Source organism: Halovenus salina, assembly GCF_026410925.1.
Classification (GTDB): Archaea; Halobacteriota; Halobacteria; order Halobacteriales; family Haloarculaceae; genus Halovenus; species Halovenus salina.
Map to the genome: position 1 here is coordinate 2,873,532 of NZ_CP112972.1, position 18,135 is coordinate 2,891,666.

General features: G+C 59.9%; 21 protein-coding genes. 13 read left to right on the forward strand and 8 right to left on the reverse strand.

The genetic code is table 11. The features are described from left to right. The first annotated feature begins 145 nt into the window (after nt 1–145). Together OSC37_RS14465 and OSC37_RS14470 are read left to right on the forward strand one after the other, a co-directional pair. Complete coding sequence (locus tag OSC37_RS14465) at nt 146–1,015, forward strand: sulfurtransferase (RefSeq protein ID WP_267162140.1); 870 nt, start codon at nt 146–148, stop codon at nt 1,013–1,015. Beyond that, complete coding sequence (locus OSC37_RS14470; RefSeq protein WP_267162141.1) at nt 1,015–1,530, forward strand: hypothetical protein; 516 nt, start codon at nt 1,015–1,017, stop codon at nt 1,528–1,530. Before OSC37_RS14465 ends, OSC37_RS14470 begins: the two co-directional genes overlap by 1 nt. A gap of 225 nt (nt 1,531–1,755) precedes the next feature. On the opposite strand, the gene OSC37_RS14475 is transcribed toward OSC37_RS14470, so the two are convergent. The 4 genes from OSC37_RS14475 to OSC37_RS14490 all read right to left on the reverse strand — a co-directional run bounded on the left by OSC37_RS14475 (nt 1,756) and on the right by OSC37_RS14490 (nt 5,685). Next, the gene (locus OSC37_RS14475; RefSeq protein ID WP_267162142.1) at nt 1,756–2,325 is read right to left on the reverse strand and encodes a type IV pilin domain-containing protein; all 570 of its coding nucleotides are present in this window, start codon (nt 2,323–2,325) and stop codon (nt 1,756–1,758) included. Between the two features lie 384 nt (nt 2,326–2,709). Beyond that, entirely contained in the window at nt 2,710–3,423 is a 714-nt protein-coding gene (locus OSC37_RS14480) for a class I SAM-dependent methyltransferase (protein WP_267162143.1), read from the reverse strand. A 67-nt stretch (nt 3,424–3,490) separates the two neighbouring features. Then, nucleotides 3,491–4,144 (reverse strand): SHOCT domain-containing protein, encoded by a 654-nt coding sequence (locus OSC37_RS14485; RefSeq protein WP_267162144.1) that lies wholly within the window; start codon nt 4,142–4,144, stop codon nt 3,491–3,493. Between the two features lie 86 nt (nt 4,145–4,230). Continuing rightward, on the reverse strand, nt 4,231–5,685 hold the full coding sequence (locus OSC37_RS14490; protein WP_267162145.1) for an alpha/beta hydrolase: 1,455 nt from the start codon (nt 5,683–5,685) through the stop codon (nt 4,231–4,233). A 105-nt stretch (nt 5,686–5,790) separates the two neighbouring features. Here OSC37_RS14490 and OSC37_RS14495 point away from each other — a divergent pair, with 105 nt between their 5' ends. Both OSC37_RS14495 and uvrA read left to right on the forward strand, forming a co-directional pair. Further along, complete coding sequence (locus tag OSC37_RS14495) at nt 5,791–6,270, forward strand: GNAT family N-acetyltransferase (RefSeq protein ID WP_267162146.1); 480 nt, start codon at nt 5,791–5,793, stop codon at nt 6,268–6,270. A 62-nt stretch (nt 6,271–6,332) separates the two neighbouring features. Beyond that, entirely contained in the window at nt 6,333–9,305 is a 2,973-nt protein-coding gene (gene uvrA / locus OSC37_RS14500; protein ID WP_267162147.1) for an excinuclease ABC subunit UvrA, read from the forward strand. 56 nt (nt 9,306–9,361) lie between these two features. Here uvrA and OSC37_RS14505 read toward each other — a convergent pair whose 3' ends face one another. After that, nucleotides 9,362–10,252 (reverse strand): DUF106 domain-containing protein, encoded by an 891-nt coding sequence (locus OSC37_RS14505; protein ID WP_267162148.1) that lies wholly within the window; start codon nt 10,250–10,252, stop codon nt 9,362–9,364. A 60-nt stretch (nt 10,253–10,312) separates the two neighbouring features. Then, nucleotides 10,313–10,963 (reverse strand): adenylate kinase, encoded by a 651-nt coding sequence (locus OSC37_RS14510; RefSeq protein ID WP_267162149.1) that lies wholly within the window; start codon nt 10,961–10,963, stop codon nt 10,313–10,315. Nucleotides 10,964–11,018: 55 nt separating this feature from the next. Here OSC37_RS14510 and OSC37_RS14515 point away from each other — a divergent pair, with 55 nt between their 5' ends. Then, on the forward strand, nt 11,019–11,378 hold the full coding sequence (locus OSC37_RS14515) for a CHY zinc finger protein (protein ID WP_267162150.1): 360 nt from the start codon (nt 11,019–11,021) through the stop codon (nt 11,376–11,378). Between the two features lie 86 nt (nt 11,379–11,464). Further along, on the forward strand, nt 11,465–12,421 hold the full coding sequence (locus OSC37_RS14520; protein ID WP_267162151.1) for a DUF106 domain-containing protein: 957 nt from the start codon (nt 11,465–11,467) through the stop codon (nt 12,419–12,421). Here the strand turns inward: OSC37_RS14520 and OSC37_RS14525 are convergent. Both OSC37_RS14525 and OSC37_RS14530 read right to left on the reverse strand, forming a co-directional pair. Next, a complete protein-coding gene (locus OSC37_RS14525; protein ID WP_267162152.1) occupies nt 12,415–13,218 on the reverse strand; it encodes an ABC transporter permease in 804 nt (267 codons plus the stop codon). The genes OSC37_RS14520 and OSC37_RS14525 overlap by 7 nt on opposite strands. Further along, nucleotides 13,215–14,264: an ABC transporter ATP-binding protein gene (locus OSC37_RS14530; protein WP_438267587.1), complete on the reverse strand. Its 1,050-nt coding sequence runs from the start codon at nt 14,262–14,264 to the stop codon at nt 13,215–13,217. Before OSC37_RS14530 ends, OSC37_RS14525 begins: the two co-directional genes overlap by 4 nt. A 157-nt stretch (nt 14,265–14,421) precedes the next feature. Here OSC37_RS14530 and OSC37_RS14535 point away from each other — a divergent pair, with 157 nt between their 5' ends. From OSC37_RS14535 to OSC37_RS14565, 7 genes are all read left to right on the forward strand, one after another. Next, nucleotides 14,422–14,637, forward strand: coding sequence for a DUF6199 family natural product biosynthesis protein (locus OSC37_RS14535; RefSeq protein WP_267162153.1), 216 nt, complete (start codon nt 14,422–14,424; stop codon nt 14,635–14,637). Between the two features lie 141 nt (nt 14,638–14,778). Beyond that, nucleotides 14,779–15,060, forward strand: a complete 282-nt coding sequence (locus tag OSC37_RS14540) for a hypothetical protein (RefSeq protein WP_267162154.1) — start codon at nt 14,779–14,781, stop codon at nt 15,058–15,060. Nucleotides 15,061–15,200: 140 nt separating this feature from the next. Continuing rightward, entirely contained in the window at nt 15,201–15,911 is a 711-nt protein-coding gene (locus tag OSC37_RS14545) for a DUF1028 domain-containing protein (protein ID WP_267162155.1), read from the forward strand. A 40-nt stretch (nt 15,912–15,951) separates the two neighbouring features. Further along, complete coding sequence (locus OSC37_RS14550; RefSeq protein ID WP_267162156.1) at nt 15,952–16,110, forward strand: hypothetical protein; 159 nt, start codon at nt 15,952–15,954, stop codon at nt 16,108–16,110. A 52-nt stretch (nt 16,111–16,162) separates the two neighbouring features. Then, nucleotides 16,163–16,705 carry an NUDIX hydrolase gene (locus OSC37_RS14555; RefSeq protein WP_267162157.1) on the forward strand — a complete coding sequence of 181 codons (543 nt, stop codon included), beginning with the start codon at nt 16,163–16,165 and terminating at the stop codon, nt 16,703–16,705. Nucleotides 16,706–16,820: 115 nt separating this feature from the next. Beyond that, nucleotides 16,821–17,303 carry a twin-arginine translocation signal domain-containing protein gene (locus tag OSC37_RS14560; protein WP_267162158.1) on the forward strand — a complete coding sequence of 161 codons (483 nt, stop codon included), beginning with the start codon at nt 16,821–16,823 and terminating at the stop codon, nt 17,301–17,303. 285 nt (nt 17,304–17,588) lie between these two features. Beyond that, nucleotides 17,589–18,131 carry a ribbon-helix-helix protein, CopG family gene (locus OSC37_RS14565; RefSeq protein WP_267162159.1) on the forward strand — a complete coding sequence of 181 codons (543 nt, stop codon included), beginning with the start codon at nt 17,589–17,591 and terminating at the stop codon, nt 18,129–18,131. Nucleotides 18,132–18,135: the final 4 nt, after the last annotated feature.

Consider the following 18,135-nt stretch of genomic DNA (forward strand, 5'->3'; position numbering starts at 1 on the left):
CGAATATACGGCTTGCTGACAGCTTTCCTTATTCCCGTCGTGCTGGTGACTACGCACTCAGACTGACAGAACTGTACTGATATCGAGTTATCACTTGCTGGGAAGTGCTGAGGGGTACTTGTGTTCGAGTACTGTACTCCCACCCGTGACCTCTCATCACGACGGCGACACAGTACGGTCAGCTGAATGGGTTCGTGACCATCTGGACCGTTTCCAGACAGACGAGGCCGACTATCGACTCGTCGAAGTAGACATGGACCCGGCTGCCTACGACGACTGGCATATTCCGGGAGCCGTCCAGATTAACTGGGAAGAGGATATCATCGACGGACTCGGGGGCAACGTCGTTGAGCAGAGTGAAGCAGAGTCGCTGTTTGGCGAGCTGGGGATTACACGAGACACCACGGTTGTCGTCTACGGCGACCAGGCGAACTGGTTCGCCGGCCACGCCTACTGGGTGCTCAAATACTACCAGCACGAGGATGTCAAGCTGCTCGACGGTGGCCGCCGATACTGGCGACTCGAAGGATACGAGCAAACACAGGACGAGCCGGAGTATCCATCCCGCGAGTACGAAATCGACGGCGCCAACGAGGACATTCGCGGGTACAAAGACGACATCATGGATAGCCTCGACGACGGTCGACCGATTGTTGATGTCCGAAACCCACAGGAGTATCGCGGTGAGAAGCCTCCAGCCGAGATTCCGAACACCACCGACCGCGAGGGCCACATCCCAACCGCGGCGAACGTCCCCTGGGGGAAGGCCGTCGACGCCGACGGCACATTCAAACCTGAGTCGGAGCTTCGCGACATCTACGGCGAGTACATTGACCCAGACGAATCGACGGTCGCGTACTGCCGCATCGGAGAGCGCTCGTCTATCACGTGGTTCGTGCTCTCGGAGCTACTCGGCGCCGACGCGGTCAACTACGATGGGTCGTGGACGGAGTGGGCAGCCGACGAAACAGCACCGGTAGAGACGACGACTGCACCAACGGAGGGTGATTTCTGATGACACTCACAGCCAACGAACCGAGTGGTACTGTCCGCGGAGAGTTAGTCCAGGTCTGTATCGACGGCGTGATGTCCGTCTATCAGAGTCGGATGCGAAACATGTTAGACGAGGAGGGGATCGAGAAACCCGACCCCGAACCGGACGAGTGGTATCCGCTCGCGAACTTCCTCGAAGTGTTACGGACTGTCGAGGAAAACACCGGTGAGAGCGCGCTGGCGAAAATCGGTGAGTCTACGCCGCGGTTTCTGGACTGGTCGCGGATTATCGACTCGCCACACGAGGGGCTCGACCATCTCCCCGAGATGTACGAGGCCGAACACCGCCAGGTAGCCGGCCAATACACCTACGAGAAGGTCGACGAGACCCACGCCAGGATTACGTCGACGACGCCGTATCCCGCACAGTGGGAGAAGGGCTTTCTCAAGGGGACGGCCCAGCACTTCGGAGCCGAACACGCTCACGCTGACATCGACGACGACGGCCCCGAGACGACCTTCGAGGTTCGGTGGTAGGACTCTCTATCGATAATTCGGGGTCTCTTGTTTCATTGTACTCCGACCTTGTATCGGTGTAAGGACTACTATTTTGTACTGGCGTTTGGTCGTGTACTTGATAGACCCCTAACTATTCTCTGCGCTTTTCGTCTGACGAAACTAAGTCTGTAATTCGACGGCGTTATTGCTGCTACTACTTGCTTTATCAGCTTCCGAGAAAAATTGATTAAACTATGCGCTCAGCTATGCGTCTGGGCCGGAGTCGCTGTCCAGTACTGAAGAGTCATCGCCCGTGTCCCAGACGAGGTCAAGATCGTAGTCGCCAGTCACGGCAACGGTGAATCCTTCGCTGGCAGAGAAGCTGCTTTGGACATCAAGCTCACTGACTGCGAGTTCCTCAGTGGTATCGGGAGTATCGGTGTCTGAGATAATTCCATCCCCACGGAGATAGAGATTCTCTGATGGGAGTCCCTCACTTGCAGATTCCACGGTAAACGTCAGGAGACCATTGCCGCCGCTTGAACTGTTCGGAACATTATTAGTTGTATCCCAGTTAGTACCTCCAAAGTCATTGCTGCTAACAATAGTGTAGTCTAATGACTCGTTATCAACCCCTGTCCAGGTAACATTATTAACTTCACTGTACTCCATATTCAAGGTCGCAGTAGGCGCTGTCTCGCCGGCTGTGTCACCGAGCCCGAGCACGAACGATGCGATGACGGCCGCCAGAATAACTGTGATGGCAACCATCAGGATGACGCCGATGACCGGCGACACCGCGTCGTCTTCTTCGAATAGGTTTTTGAGCTGCATGTTGCGCTTGGCTCTTCCGCCGTATCTGATATAAATCATAGCGACGTTTTTCTCTCAGGACGCTTTCTCGTCGTGTTTTCTCGGTGTGAATATACCGTTATATAGCCACTCAGAACTTGATAACGTCGGGGTAGCGGTCGTCAAACGGCCGAAACTGCTGAAAATGTAGATAATCCAATTGGTGTCCGGCTGAAGAGCGATACCTACTGGATGGTGATATGTAATACGAAATAAATTATTTTCTAGTGTCAGGAAATGCTACGGCATCATGAGCGATTACCGTTGCAGGCATTGTAACGAATCTGGCTCGTCGGTCGCTTAAACGGCCATCGAGAGCGCCGTTGGTATCATTTTCTTCGCTCGGTGGGGTCTCCGATAACGGGCTCACCGGCCGACTATCCACCGCCAGCGCTGCTCTCCGGTGCCTTCCACGTCAGCGAGGAGGTCCTGGACGCGTTCGACGCGCTCTTGTGGGTCCAGCCTGGGATACACCCGCGCCGCAACAGCCGGAATCTGGTAGAACTGCCGGAGCTGTTCGCCGGTGACATCTAGCCGCCAGACCCCAGACACCGTATCGACGGTCTCCTCGAACGCTTTGCTGACTGCCTCCGTCGGGCTAGGCGAGCGAGAGTCTCGGTCTACCTGCTCGAAGACACTTGTTCCGTCGATATACCACCCCTCCGGTGCGACGGCACCGACGACACCCTCTTCCGAGAGTACACGACGTGCCTCTTCGAGTGCGGCTTCCGGTGACGGGGTGAGAAACAGGGAGGCAGTGAACGCAACCGCATCGAAAGAACCGGTCTGGAAGGGGAGCGTGTCGAAATCGCCCTGCACACGGCATGGAAACGAGTTCTGTCGGAGCATCTGCCGACTTACGTCCAGCGGTATCACTCTCTCGCTCCGGGCGGCAAGCGGTGAACTGCTCGCACCTGTCCCGGCACCTGCATCCAGTAGGCGCGTGATTGTACCATCGTATTGTGTGGCCAACTCCGTTGCGAGCCGTTCCGCCAGTGTACTAAAGTGGTCGGTCTCCGCCTCGTACGCGGCGTACGTACCGGCACTCTCGTCGAAGTTCGCTCTGATTGTTCGTTTCATCGGCTCTATCGGATACTCTATGCCGTGCTACTTGCGCGTTTGGGCAATATCGTCGTCGTTGCTGACCTCAACTGCGCTCTCGCTCGGTCTCGCGGAGGACAGCCAGTCGGCGTTTGTACTCGGCTTCGGTGAGGTCTCCCTCCGCGTATCGGTAGCGAAGATGGGCAACGGCGCTTTTTCGGTCTTGTTGCGCTGAAACTGCCGTCTCTTCGATAGTTGGCTCACTCTGGCTCTCGGTTCGAGCGGATTCGAGACGTGTCGTCAGGTCGCTGTCGTCGACCTCGCCACGGGCGTACTGGCAGGCAACGGCGTCGACTGGCTGTGGTGCATCCGGAACATCGTGGTCAAACAGCCGGTCCAGACGCCGCTCGTACTCTTCGATGTCGAGTTCGCCGTCGAGATAGCGCGCCTCTAGGATCTCGAACGGTTCCCCGAGTGACGTGCGCGTGGCCGTTGCCCTGTCGAGAGACATCCAGATGAGTATTCCGGCCAGGCCGACGCTGAACAGCGGCGAAACGAACTGTATCGACGCGAGCAACAACGCGAGTATGTACCCACCGCCGCCGAGCGCAAGCAGGGCTTGGCCGAGTTGTGTCACGACCATCAAGACGAGCGGTACGAGAATGCCGAGGATGAACAACGGTGGCTTGCCCTCGCTCGGTGGAGACCCCGACTGTGGGTCTTCCGACGTCCAGTCCGGCTGCCCGCCGATACCGTGCATAGACACACTTTGGCTTGGACCAAAGTTAGTGTTGTGCCGGAGTCGATCACCTGCCCGAGGCCATCACTGAACCCTCACTCACCATCTCATAGCGACGTTGCCCACGACGCCAGGTCCTCGACAACAGTCTCGTCGAGCGGGTTCGACAGCGCGTACTCGGACTGGGTTGCGGGACCCTCGCCGTACTGGAATGTGTGACCCAGGCCCTCGTACAACTCGAACGACGTGTTCGGTCGGTCAGCGAGTTCTTCCTGCCAGCGGTCGAAATCCTCCTCCGGGGAGACCTGGTAATCTCGCTCGCCCTGCAGGACAAACATCGGTGTCTCGATTTCTTTTGCCGTCCCAACCTGGTCGTACTCGTCGACAGTCCGCCAGAGTGCGCCCGGATAGTCGAGGACGATATCGCCGTCGCTGTAATCGCCCTCCCGGATGCGGTCGATACGACTCTGCCAGCGCTCGTAGATATTCGCCATCCGCTCCCACTCGTACTCTCCGAGGGTCGCGAGATGCTCGAACTGCTCGATGAATATCTCGTAGAAGTTCCGTGCCGGCCCGGCGAGCATGGCGATACCCGCCAGTGATTCGTCGCGTTCGGCGATGCGTGGTGCTGCCAGTCCCCCGAGGCTGTGGCCGGCGACAATCACCTTCTCGGAGTCGACTTCCTCGATATTCCGGAGCTGCTCTGCCGCGACGAGTGGGTCGTTGACAGTAATATTGTCGAGCGTCCACTCCGCTGCCGAAAGCGAGTTCGGACAGGCGTGTGAGCGCCGGTCGTATCTGAGGACCGCAACCCCTCGGCTTGCCAGTCCTTCCGCGAGGTCCTTGAAAATCTTCGACCCGCCTGCAGTCAGGTCCTTGTCTGCGCCGCCGACAGCGGGGGGGTCGCTGCCGTGGACCAAGACGACGCCCGGAACGTCGTTGCCGTCTTCGGGGACTGTTACTGTGGCGTCCATGAGACAGTCCTCGGACTCGACTTGCGTTTCCCGAGCAGTGAACGCCGCCGTGTCCACGTAGTCTGGCGACTCGTACGAGTCGTTGACTTGCATCCCCACGAGGGAATAGCCGTCGTCACTGTCGGTGATGACCCGAAGGATGTGATTCCCGCGCTCGAAGCCAAGCGTCAGGTCGACGGCGTCGAACCCGCTCTGGACGGTTTCCTCGCTCTCGACGACACCCTGGAACCCGCCGCCAACGGCGGTGTACCCCAGCCAGAGGTGTTCAAGCTGTCCAGTCGAGAGCTGTCGCTGTACGTCAGAGCGGAACCGGTCGAGGGCCTGTGTGAACGCCCCTGACGCCATGTCGTCGACAACACGCTCACCTGCCTCGACGGCGTCTGCTGGCTCCTCGGGCGTGGGCGTCTCGGTTGGCTCTGGCGTGGCTGTCTCTGTTGGCTCCGGTGTCGGTGTTGCTGTCGGTGTTGCTGTCGCTGTTGCTGTCTCGGTTGGCGTGACCGTCGCCGTCGGCGTCTCGTCGTCACTGTCCCCGGAACAGCCAGCGAGTGCAGCCATACCAGCAACGTAGAGGAACTTCCGTCGTCGCATATTCAGGCGTTCCGTGTGGAGTCCTAAAACAGCCCCGCTCTGTTTCAGACGATACGAACAGGCGTCGGATAACGCTCTTATGAGCCCGCGGCGAAATCTTCGGTGATGGGGCAAGTCAGGTTCCGCGAGGCAGACACTGCAGACGCCAGAGTCCTCTGGTCGACCAAACACGAGGCAATCGACGGCCTCGTGACCGGCGAGTATACCGACGCCGAGCTGGAGGCTTGGACGCCCGACAGCGGAGCTATCTCTGATTTCCGCCGTGCTATCGACAGTGACCCATTCGACGTCCTCGTCGCCGAAGCCGACGGGACAACGGTCGGGTACGGTGTGCTCAACCGGTCCGAAGCGCGTATCGACGCTGTCTTTATCGACCCGGAGCACAGCCGGCAGGGCATCGCCACCTCAGTGATGAGACAGCTCGAATCGCGGGCTAGCATGGACGGTATCGACGAACTAACCCTCATCTCCTCGCTTACTGCACAGGGGTTCTACGAGCGGCTGGGGTACCAGGCTGTCGCGGCCGAAACCCGAACAATCGACGGAACCAGCATCGAGTTCGTCGTCATGGATAAAGAGCTGTGAGAGCCTCCAGTCCGAATGAACCGACAGCGTTTCAGTTACGCAGACCATCACACGGATAACGGATGAGCCGCGACTACATCGAGGTTCGTGGGGCCGAGCAACACAATCTCAAGGATATCGACGTGGAGATACCGCGCGAGGAACTGACGGTCGTCACGGGGTTGTCTGGGTCGGGCAAATCCTCGCTTGCCTTCGAGACGGTCTACGCGGAGGGACAGCGCCGTTACATCGAGTCGCTGTCGGCCTACGCCCGGAACTTCCTGGGACAGATGGACAAACCCCAGGTCGAGAACGTCGAGGGACTCTCGCCGGCTATCTCTATCGACCAGAAAAACGCCGCCAACAACCCCCGCTCGACGGTCGGAACGGTGACTGAGCTACACGACTACCTCCGGCTGCTGTATGCTCGTGTCGGGACGCCACACTGCCCCGAGTGTGGCCGCGAGGTCGACGACCAAAGCGCCCAGCAGATGGTCAGACGGCTCATGGAGGCACCCGAGGGGACGCGTGCGAAACTCTGTGCGCCGGTCGTCCGCGACCAGAAAGGCGCATTCGAAGAGCTGTTCGACGACCTCGTGAGCGAGGGATACACCCGCGTCGAGGTCGACGGCGACCGCTACGACCTCACAGTCGACCGCCCGGAGCTGGACGAGAACTACGACCACACTGTCGACGTGGTTGTCGACCGCGTGAAAATCTCCGAGGGCGAGCGCTCGCGTCTTACTGACTCCGTCGAGACTGCCCTGGAGGAGGCCGACGGCCTGCTGAAGGTCATCTTTCCGGACCCGCCAGAGGACCTCGGCGTCGGTGGCTCTCGCGCCCGTTCGACCGGCGACCTGGCCGACGAAGAGGCCGACAACTCCGACGAGGACCGTCTCGTCGTCGAGTTCTCCGAGGAACTCGCTTGTATGCACTGTCACATCGACATCAGCGAAATCGAGACACGCTCGTTTTCGTTCAACAGCCCCCACGGGGCCTGTCCCGAGTGCGAGGGGCTCGGCTCGACCAAGGAAGTCAGCGAGGACCTCGTTATCGAGGACCCCTCGAAGTCGCTCAAACACGTCTTCGAGCCCTGGAGCTACAACCGGACGTACTACTCCCGGCAACTGGACAACGTCGCAGACCACTTCGGAATCTCGCTCGAGACTCCCTTCGAAGACCTCGACGAGGAGATTCGACGGCAGTTTCTCTATGGCACCGACGACCGTGTCCACTTTGAGTGGGAGACAAAAAACGGCACTCGCGAGAAGACCGAGCGCTTCGAGGGGGTCATCCCGAACCTCGAACGCCGTCACGTCGAGACCGACAGCGACCGCGCACGCGAACACATCGAGGAGTACATGGCCGTCACTACCTGCCCCGACTGTGAGGGGACGCGACTCAAACCCGAGTCGCGGGCTGTCCTCGTCGACGGCGTCTCCATCACCGAAGTGGGAGAGATGTCTATCGGCGACGCCCTAGAGCACTTCGAGGGGATGGAGGCGACCCTCGACGAGCGCCAGACGAAAATTGCCGCCGAGATTCTCAAGGAGATTCGCGCCCGCCTCGGCTTCATGTGTGAGGTCGGCCTCGACTACCTCACGCTCGACCGCGAGGCCTCGACGCTGTCGGGCGGCGAGAGCCAGCGAATTCGCCTCGCCACTCAGATTGGCTCGGGGCTGGTCGGCGTGTTATACGTCCTCGATGAACCCTCTATCGGGCTCCACCAGCGCGACAACGACCGCCTGCTCGACACACTCGAAGAACTCCGAGACCTGGGGAACACCCTCCTGGTCGTTGAACACGACACCGAGACGATGCGCCGGGCGGACAACATCATCGACATGGGGCCGGGACCAGGCAAGCGCGGCGGCGAGGTCGTCGTCAACGGCTCGTTCGACGATGTCCTCGAAAGTGAGGAATCTATCACGGGCGACTATCTCGGCGGCGAGAAGGCGATTCCGGTCCCCGACGAGCGACGCGAGCGCGACGGTGAACTCACGATTCGAGGGGCACGCCAGCACAACCTCAGCGACCTCGACATCGAGATACCGACCGGCTGTTTCACCGCCATCACCGGTGTCTCCGGCTCGGGCAAGTCGACGCTAATGCACGACGTGCTTTACAAGGGGCTGGCCCGCGAAATGAACGACAACACGAGCGTTGACCCCGGCGACCACGACACAATCGAGGGGCTGGACGAAATCGAAACGGTCCGTCTCATCGACCAGTCACCAATCGGCCGGACACCGCGCTCGAATCCAGCGACGTACACGAACGTCTTCGATTTCGTCCGCGAGCTGTTCGCCGAGACCGAACTCGCCAAACAGCGCGGCTACGAGAAGGGGCGGTTCTCCTTCAACGTCAAGGGCGGCCGCTGTGAGGAGTGTGGCGGCCAGGGCACCGTCAAAATCGAGATGAACTTCCTCTCGGATGTCTACGTTCCCTGCGAGGAGTGTGGTGGCGCACGCTACAACGACGAGACCCTCGACGTGACGTTCAAAGAGAAGACCATCTCGGATGTGCTGGATATGAGCGTCGACGAGGCCCACGACTTCTTCGAGAGCCACAGCCAGCTTCGGCGGCGGCTGAAGCTCCTGAAGGACGTCGGTCTTGGCTACATGCGCCTGGGCCAACCCTCGACGACGCTCTCGGGTGGCGAGGCTCAGCGTGTCAAACTCGCGGAGGAACTCGGTAAGAAAGACACCGGTGAGACGCTCTATCTTCTCGACGAGCCGACGACGGGACTGCACCCCGAAGACGAGCGCAAACTTGTTGACGTGCTCCATCGGCTGACCGACGACGGTAACACGGTCGTCGTCATCGAACACGAACTCGATCTCGTCAAAAACGCTGACCACATTGTCGACCTCGGACCGGAGGGCGGCGAGAACGGCGGGGAAGTCGTCGCCGCCGGCACCCCTGAGGCGGTCGCTCGGACGGAAGACTCTTACACCGGAAAATACCTCCGCGACCTTCTTCCGGACGTGGACCTGGATGGGCCGCGCGCCGGCCGGGACGCAGACGAGAAGGCGCTGACCGCTGACGACGACTGATTGTTGTCAGTAGCTGAATGCACACCGAGGGTATCGCGAGATAAAAGACGGCTCGGTTAACTGGACGGCGAGGTCTGGACGTTCAGCGCCTTCCGCATGATCTGGCCGAAACTCATCGAGATGAGTGCATACCAGACAATCCAGGCCTCGATGGGGCCGAGGATGCCGGTCGTCCAGGTGCTCACTTCGCCGGCCAGGGGGTAGACGATGACCGGCGAGGCGACCGTGACACCCAGGTCCCGAACGAACCAGTACAGCCAGAGGAAGACCGGGATTGTAAAGGACATAATCCAGATCATCGGGCGGAACTGGGCTTTGAAGACGTCGAGGTTCTCGCTCATCATCGCCATCTGCTCTTCCTGAATCTTCTGAATTTCCTCGTCGTCGCCGCGTTCTTTTGCCCGTTCGCGGCGCTCTTTGAGATTCTGCGTCTGCTCTCGGTAGCCCGCCATAATCTCAGGGTCCATCAGGTTGTCCTGGACGAGGGCCGAGAACAGGCCCGTCAGAACGGCTAGCACGAGGACGAGCAGATAGAACGGCAGGACCGATTCGAGTGGCCCCAACACGACGTTGAGGGTCTGCCCGACGAGTGTTCGGACGGGCTTGACCGCGTAGCCAATCATCATCACGACGACTGTCGCGACCGCCATCTTGTCGTAGGTGGTAAACGCGAAGTCGACGCTGTCGACCATCGCCGTCGGGTCGGCGTCGTCGAGTGCGTCCCGGATCCCTTCGGGATCGTCGATGACGAAGCCGTCGCCGTCCGCGTCGACGAGCACACCCTTCTCGATGAGGCGACCCCACTCGCCCGAGGTCATCTCGTCGCTTACGTCCGACCACGTAACGGTCCCCTGTTCCTCGGCAACGTCGAGGACCGTCGCGAGCGCGTCGGTCATGTGCTCGCCCTCGTCGGCGAGTTCGTCTACCTTCTGTGCTGTCCGTGGCATCGTCTGTTAGTAGTGTACTCAACAGTCATGAGGTTTGTATCTCCCGGTTCGGCTCGACCGTCAGGCGGTGTGGTCGTCGATAGCCTGCTCGATATCCGACCAGACGGCATCAGGTGCCTGTTCGCCGTCGATTTCGACGAAGCCGTCGTGACCGCGGTAGCGCTCGATGACCGGCTCGGTGTTCTCCTCGTAGACGTCCAGACGGTTCTCTGCGGCCTCGCGGGTGTCGTCTTCCCGCTGGATGAGTTCGCCGCCACAACCGTCACAGACGCCGTCTTCTTCGGGCTGATCGTACTCTGCGTGATAGTTGGTACCACAGTCATCACACACGCGGCGGCCGGTCAGCCGCGTGAGCAACTCGTCGCGTCCGACCGAGACGGCCAGGACGATATCCAGGTCGGTCATGTCTTCGAGTTCCTTTGCCTGTGCTGGGTTGCGTGGGTAGCCGTCGAGGACGAAGCCATCGGCCTCAGTCAGCGCTTTCTCGACGATGGCATTGACGACCTGGTCGGGGACGAGATCGCCCGCGTCCATGTAGGCCGCGGGGGTGTCGTACTCGGTATCCATGTCGCTGAGGTCCATCTGCTTGTTCGACCGCAGCGCGTCGCCGGTCGTGACGTGCTCGACGCCGTACTCCTCGGCGATGTTGCTGCTCTGTGTTCCCTTGCCTGCACCTGGCGGGCCCATAATCAGTAGCTTCGGCGCTGTCATACGAGCGTCTTCCCAGCCGGTAGTTAAATGATTGTCCAAATCGACGTGTCGACCAGTGACGCAGACGACGACTGCCCCCGAAACTGACGACCGGTTCGGTGTTCCAGTTCGCGGCATCGCTGTCGATGACGAGACGCGTTGTCGCCACTGGGACGACGTAGTCGACGTGGTGGCGCTTCGATTTGCCTGCTGTGGGACGTATTACCCCTGTTATGAGTGCCATGCCGCGGCGACCGACCACGAGCCTGAACGGTGGCCTCGGGACAGATTCGACGAGTCGGCCGTGCTGTGTGGGCTCTGTCGCGAGGAGCTGACCGTCGACGCCTATCTCGACTGTGGGGACAGCTGTCCAGCCTGCGGTGCGTCGTTCAACCCCGGCTGTCGGGAGCATCATCACCTGTATTTCGAGACGTGACCATCACGACCCGGTGGAGATGCCGCCACCTCTGGGCGCGTCGAGCAAAGGATTGATAATTTCCCGTGAGCGACGCTCCGGACTGAATGCCTATCGAACAGCTTGAGGCGCTCCTTTCGGACCCAGGGATGCGGGAGGCCATCGCTGTTGTCTTCGAGCGGTCCGAGGGGGGAGCCGACGAAATCGACTGGAGCGACGTGAGCGACGAGCTGACCTCCGGCGAGTGGGGCCGTCTTCTCGATACCGGTGTTCTCGTAGGCAGTGGCGGCGGGTTCGCACTTGCTGAACCGGAACAGGTTCGCGACCGGCTCGCCGACCACGACGCCGTCGAGGAGGCCACACGAGAAGACACTGACAGACAGGACCCTGACGAGTCACTGCTCGCGGATTTTGAGCTTCCCGAGGTAGAGCCGGTCTCGTGGTCTGTCTATGACAAGACTGCAGGTGGGTTTGCGCTCCTCCTGTTCACTGGCTACTGGAGCACCGATATCCGCGACGCAGTCGCGTCCATGGAGAACACAGCCGTCGACTCGCTGCTTGGCTCGGTCCCATTCTACCTCGTCATCCTGATTCTCGCTATCGCCACTGGTCTCTACTCGACGGCGCTCCGGCTCTCGCTCGTCGATCAGAATAAACTCCAGCAGTACCGCGACCGGATGCAGACACTACGGGACTACCGCCAGCGCGCCAAAGAACGCGGCGACGACCAGGCGCTCGAACGGCTGCAAGAGAAACAACGCGAGGCAGCCAGCGACCAGCTCGGCATGATGAAACTCCAGTTCCGGTCGACGGCCTGGATTATGCTGTTGACAATTCCCATCTTTCTGTGGCTCCGCTGGAAGGTCAGGGGCGGCCATCTCGGCACCGACGAAACGGGACTCGTTGTGCCCCTCGCCGGCGAGGTGTCCTGGCAGCAGGCCCTTGTCGGACCGATGGCGACCTGGATTGTCTGGTATTTCGCCTGTGCGACTGCGTCTCGACAGGTCATCCGGAAACTCGCGGAGTGGTGGACAGAGCGACGGCGGAACTCGGCCGGTCAGTAATCGCCCAGAACCCCCAGGCGTCGCGCGCGTCTGGTAGCATACTGGAAGATGATATACCCCCCGAACAGGTAGCCAAAGGCAACCGCCACAAGCGTCCCCAGCTCGACTGCTGAGAACTGCCACAGCCGCGTCCCGTCGACCATTGCCCGCTGCAGCAGTCCACTCCCGTGTGCGAGTGGCAGCACCCGCAACAACGGCTGTTCGAATATCGGTGCGGAGATGAGCGGAATAAAGAGGAACTGCAGGAGATTCAGCCAGTTTCCGATGCGCTTGTACAGCACCGTGATACCGCCCGCGGCGAAGCCGAGACCGAGAACCGACAGTACGCTCAGCGTCGCGATGACGACCGTGGTGAGGACGTTCAGCGCGAGTGTCGTCCCGGTCAGCAACAACATTACCCCGAGCACGATTGCGGAGGTGATGAACGTCCGGACGACCTTTGCAGCGCCTTTCAATAGCGCCACTGGCGCGAACCCAAAGGGGGTCATGATGTGGCGTTCAAGCGTCCCCCACTGGACCTCGCTCCCGATGTCGTTCGAGATCGACTGGTAGGCCCCGAGCGAGAGCGTCCACAGGAAGTAGCCGACGATAATTCCCTCCAGCGAGTCGTCCAATGCCTGTCCGCTGAGCACCTGCCCGCCGAAAAAGAGCACACCGAAGAAAAACAGCGAGATGAAGATGCCGCCAATGGCGTTGGCCGGATAGCGGACGAAGATGAGATACTCCCGGTAGAGGACAGCCTTGATAAGCTGTGGGTAGCCCGCACTCCGCCGGTTCTCGGCTGGGCTCGCACTCATTCTCGGCTCTCCTCCCCTGCCCCACGCTGGTCGGTCAACTCCAAAAAGAGGTCTTCGAGGCCTGGCTCGACTGTTCTGACGCGCTCTGGCGTTACCCCGCGTTCCCGAAGCCAGTCCATCAGGTCGTAGATGCCGTTGCCCTCGGTTTCGACCTCGACGCGTGCGCCCGGCGAGAGTGGCTCGACAGTTCGCACGTCGAACGCGCTACGGAGCGACCTGAGCGTCTTGTCGTCGAAGTCACTGCTGACGACGCGGACACCGTAGACGTCGGTGCTTCGGAGCAGTGCCTCGACGCTATCGTCTGCGACGAACTGACCGTCTGACATGATGAGCACGCGGTCACAGACTGTCTCGATGACGTCCATGTCGTGACTGGAAAGGACAACGGTGATGTCCTGCTCTGTTGCAAGCCGGCGGAGTTCTCGCTGGAGCGTTCGGGAGCTCTCGACATCGAGTCCGAGCGTCGGCTCGTCGAGAAAGACGATACTCGCGCCGCCAGCGAGAACACTCGCCAGCGACACCTTCTGTTTCATTCCTCGTGAGAGGTCTCTGACCGCCGTGTCTGCCTTCTCTTCGAGTTCGAGCTGTTCGAGCAGTCGCTGATGCTGGTCGGCGACAGCGTCCGGGTCGACGCCGGCGACCGTCGAGAAGTACCGGAGATTCTCTCGAACGGTCAGCCGCCAGTAGTCGTTTCGCGCGCCTTCGAGCATCGCGTCGACCTGTGCGTAGGCCGCTCTGGGCCGTTCGAGCACGTCGATGCCGTTCAATCGAACCGTTCCCTCGTCCGGCAGGACCATCCCGAGAATCGACTTGATGAGCGTGGTTTTTCCGGCCCCGTTTGGTCCCAACAGCCCGACTATCGAACCCGACTCGATGTCGAAGGAGACGTCGTCGACCGCGGTGACTGCGTTCTCGCCGTCACCGAACGCCTTCGAGAGCCCCTCGACGGAAAGTGCGGTCTCGCCCGTCGACTCAGGCCCGGTCACCTGTCGGTCTCGACTCTCTGTTGTCGTGTCGCCGTCTGCCGATTGCAGATTCCTGCTCACGCTGTTTCACTCCGTCTTGACCCACCAGACAGAGGGTCACTCCGACAGCATACTACTGTGGCCATTCGCATGCACACAGTCCGCGAGCCAGAAACAAAAGTACCATGGCGTTGTTAATCACCAGAAACTATTCAATTCGCCCAGAAGAACGCGCACTATGGGTAACCCCGCCCTCGGAATGATCGTCATCACAATTGGAGCCATCGGCGCGGTCTGGCCCTACAAGACCGCACGGTTCGAAGAACAAATCGACGCGATTGGGAGCAAGCGCTCGGCGTCGGAGGTTGAACCGGCAGACTGGAAAGTATCCCTCAACCGAATATTCGGTATCGGAATCACGCTGTTTGGCCTGCTGGTCCTGTTCAATATCTAACCCACGAATTCATCGACGCCGTTCGAGACCCCCAATCAGAACCTCTCTCGGCGGCCCAGCGATTTGTTGGCTGGACGGGACACGTGCGGCCTCTGTAGACCTCCTTTTCAATCACCGCCGATTTACAGGGCCTGGATATATATGGAAGCACACGAACTCACACATATGCATCCACTGGAACCGCTCAAGACGTATCTTCACCCGTTGATACCGTTCGGCGCAATCATGCTGATTGGCGGTGGCCTTCTCGTAGCCGGGTCCGCTGCTGGATACATCGGGAGTACAGCAGGAGTTAATTTCAACGGCGGGCTCTGGGGGTATTATGCGGTTCTCGGCTCTGTGCTTGCTGTGCTGGGCATCGGCCTCTGGCTCGTGGCCAGGCGAGATGTCGCGGTTCGGGCTCCAAGCTCCGAGAATGTGTAGCTGGGTTGAGTAAACGAGACTGTTTCTCTCCTTCCGCAGACGCTTCTTCAGATTCCCACACTGCTCTCCCACCGCGGCCACCTGATACTGGGATAATACCTACCGGGGGAATTATGCCGCTCTCACCCGAGACACAGGGTATGACGTTCAGCATCTGTGTGCGCGAGCAGTACGAAGAGGACGGAACCAAACACCACCGCTTTGGCGTCGCGGTAACGACACGTCTGGCCGGCGTCGGAACTCTTTGTCCGTTCGCCAGCGAACACGGTGCGGTCGCGACACAGAGCCTGGTCAACGTTGACCTCGGGCGCATGGGTATCGAGTATCTCGGCGACGGACTCGCCGTCGAGGACGCCCTCGAAGCCCTCTTGAACGCCGACGACGGCGCACCACAACGTCAGCTCCACGGCGTCGACACAGACGGCGAGTTCGCCTTCTCCGGCGAGGAGTGCAAGGACTGGTACGGACACACAGTCGGCGAGAACTACACCGTGGCTGGGAATCTGCTGACTGGTGAATCCGTCATCGATGCGACGGCCGCGGCATACGAGGAGAGCCGCGACGACGACCGTCCGCTCGCGTTTAGACTGGCCGACACGCTCGCCGCCGGCGACGCCGAGGGCGGTGACAAGCGCGAGGAACTCCACGTCCAGAGTGCCGCAGTCGTCGTCTGCGATACACAGGACCACCCGCTCGACCCCGCGTACAACGACATCCGGGTCGACGCGAGCGAGACGCCAATCACGGACCTCCAGGAGACGCTTGCGCTGGCCAAAGAGGGCCACGAGATGTCGATGGAACGCTACGAGGAGGCGTATGACGAAGACGAGATGGACGAGACCGAGGAGTAGCGCAGAAACTCTTTTCTTGGATGCTGTTGTAGTGACAGATATGACGTTAGAGACCGGTGAGCAGTCGAAACAGTGTTTTGAGTGCCGGTTCGAGGCGTCGGCCGACGACGGGTCGTGGGAGACGACGACACATCCGTCGCTCGGAGCCATCACCCAGTGTCCGGAGTGTGGATCGACAGACATCCACAGCGTCGATTGACAACCCACGTAACGACCGTAGCCCTTTCTACCGACCGCGCCGAACCAGTAGTATGTCCAACCTCGCGTGGGAGACCCTCGAATCGGGCGTGGCCTACACCTGCGGTGGTTTCGATGTCGTCAACGACACGGTGCGGTTGCCTGACGGCGAGACTAGTGAGTTCGACTACCTCTCGTCGTCAGAAAGTGTGGTCATCCTGCCGTTTACCCCAGACGGTGACGTGATCCTCATCGAGGAGTGGCGACATGCCGTCGGGCGGTGCAACCGCGCACTCCCGGCCGGGAATCTCGAACCCGGTGAGGCGCCGGAGACCGCTGTTCATCGCGAACTCCGGGAGGAGACCGGCTACGAAACAGACGACATCGACCACCTGACGACTGTCGAGCCGGCCAACGGATTCTCTGACGCCGTCTTCCATTACTACGTCGCCAAGAACTGTGAGGCGACCGCGTCCCAGGACCTCGACGAGAACGAATCCATCGAAGTGGGGAAAGCGTCGTTTTCGTCACTGCTCGACGACCTCGAAGCCGGTGACCTCCGAGACGGCCGATCGGCATACGGAATCGCCCACTACGCGCTGTTCGAACAGAAGTAGCTGTCGCCGTCAGCGATTACTGGAGGAGGATATTTGCCCTGTTCCGTGCCGTGTAGCGTTCTCTCTGCCGGAAACTGCCCACCATTCTTATTTATAACTGGGCTGTTCACTCTGTATGTCCGAACGCGTAATCTCCCGCCCGTCCCGCCGGAGATTCCTCGCCGGGTCGGCGACGGCGGCGGTGACGGCAGTCACTGGCTGTTCGACGGTCCTCGACTGGATTGGCGACCAGGCCCTCGAAGCGGTGAACGTCCTCAATGGGACCGATGGCCCTGTCAGCGGCCGTCTCGAAATCGTCGGTGCCGACGGGACAGTCGTCCTCGACGAACGGTTCGACCTCGTCTCGTCGGATTCGGCAGGCGAGGAAGAGAGAGGAAACATGGCCTTCTACGAGAACGTCTGGCCGACAGCCGACGACTACGAGGCGACCATCGAACTGGACGAGACCGAAATCGACGGCCACACCAGCGCAACGGAGAGGGTGTCTATCACGACCCCCGACGAAGAGATGTTGCTTGTGGCACTCGAGGCAGACGATCTTACTAGTCCGATTGCGTTCCGTACAGGAGAGAAGTTTTCTGAGCTTCTCGAGGAGTAATTGCTTTTCTAAACGAACTGTTTCTGATAGCCAGGCAACAGTGCTGTTTTTGTTGGCTGGCACTCGGATAATGACGGCCTACCGCCGGTGAGATAGTCACTGATTATTGGGGCAGGAGAGGTTTCGTCAGAAGACGCTTTTCGGTAGTGCCATCAGAACAACCCACGCTGCTGTTTTGTTTTATCGCTGTGTGTTGTGTCCCAGCTTTGACTTCCTCGAAACTGTTCGACGATATCTGGATGAGCTACCAGTATGCATATTACGGATGCCTGTTTATTGAGGGCCATGGCTGGTGACCGAGTGACTGTCTCTCTAGATGAAAAGTCACGGGCGGCACTTGACGAACTTGTATCGGAGACTGGTAAGGGGCAAAGCGAAGCCGTTCGCCAAGCCGTTATTTTCTATGCAGCGAACTTTAAGGTCGCCAATTCGGAGACAAACGTGAGTCTTGAGCAGTACCACCAGATGCTCAACGCTGGCGAACACGTCCTGCTTGACATTGACTTTCTCCACGGCCTCCTGGAGCACGCCGAGAAGGAGGATGGAGAGCCAAATCCTGCGTTTCAGGAGACAATCGACCGCGTTGCAGAGTTTCACGCCGAGGAGTATCGGTCACGGTTTGATACGCTCTCTGACATGCTCGATTGGCTCTCATTCTGTGGGTTTCTGAGTGCACGCAAGGCCGAAGGAGAAACCTATCACGTTGTCTTTCCGACAGAGAAAGTGAAATGGTTTATGACAGAGTTCATTGATCGGAGTACTGAGAAACTCGACTTCGATGTTGAGATTTCTGAAGGTGTCTCAAAGGCCATCATTTCTGAAGTCTGAGTTC

Coding starts and splice junctions, on each gene's coding strand:
- OSC37_RS14520 (WP_267162151.1), top strand. CDS start 11,465: ATGCCTATCGAACAGCTTGAGGCGCTCCTTTCGGACCCAGGGATGCGG.
- OSC37_RS14470 (WP_267162141.1), top strand. CDS start 1,015: ATGACACTCACAGCCAACGAACCGAGTGGTACTGTCCGCGGAGAGTTA.
- OSC37_RS14490 (WP_267162145.1), bottom strand. CDS start 5,685: ATGCGACGACGGAAGTTCCTCTACGTTGCTGGTATGGCTGCACTCGCT.
- OSC37_RS14485 (WP_267162144.1), bottom strand. CDS start 4,144: ATGCACGGTATCGGCGGGCAGCCGGACTGGACGTCGGAAGACCCACAG.
- OSC37_RS14565 (WP_267162159.1), top strand. CDS start 17,589: ATGGCTGGTGACCGAGTGACTGTCTCTCTAGATGAAAAGTCACGGGCG.
- OSC37_RS14540 (WP_267162154.1), top strand. CDS start 14,779: ATGGAAGCACACGAACTCACACATATGCATCCACTGGAACCGCTCAAG.
- OSC37_RS14525 (WP_267162152.1), bottom strand. CDS start 13,218: ATGAGTGCGAGCCCAGCCGAGAACCGGCGGAGTGCGGGCTACCCACAG.
- OSC37_RS14480 (WP_267162143.1), bottom strand. CDS start 3,423: ATGAAACGAACAATCAGAGCGAACTTCGACGAGAGTGCCGGTACGTAC.
- OSC37_RS14510 (WP_267162149.1), bottom strand. CDS start 10,963: ATGACAGCGCCGAAGCTACTGATTATGGGCCCGCCAGGTGCAGGCAAG.
- OSC37_RS14555 (WP_267162157.1), top strand. CDS start 16,163: ATGTCCAACCTCGCGTGGGAGACCCTCGAATCGGGCGTGGCCTACACC.
- OSC37_RS14545 (WP_267162155.1), top strand. CDS start 15,201: ATGACGTTCAGCATCTGTGTGCGCGAGCAGTACGAAGAGGACGGAACC.
- uvrA (WP_267162147.1), top strand. CDS start 6,333: ATGAGCCGCGACTACATCGAGGTTCGTGGGGCCGAGCAACACAATCTC.
- OSC37_RS14475 (WP_267162142.1), bottom strand. CDS start 2,325: ATGCAGCTCAAAAACCTATTCGAAGAAGACGACGCGGTGTCGCCGGTC.
- OSC37_RS14505 (WP_267162148.1), bottom strand. CDS start 10,252: ATGCCACGGACAGCACAGAAGGTAGACGAACTCGCCGACGAGGGCGAG.
- OSC37_RS14560 (WP_267162158.1), top strand. CDS start 16,821: ATGTCCGAACGCGTAATCTCCCGCCCGTCCCGCCGGAGATTCCTCGCC.
- OSC37_RS14550 (WP_267162156.1), top strand. CDS start 15,952: ATGACGTTAGAGACCGGTGAGCAGTCGAAACAGTGTTTTGAGTGCCGG.
- OSC37_RS14535 (WP_267162153.1), top strand. CDS start 14,422: ATGGGTAACCCCGCCCTCGGAATGATCGTCATCACAATTGGAGCCATC.
- OSC37_RS14495 (WP_267162146.1), top strand. CDS start 5,791: ATGGGGCAAGTCAGGTTCCGCGAGGCAGACACTGCAGACGCCAGAGTC.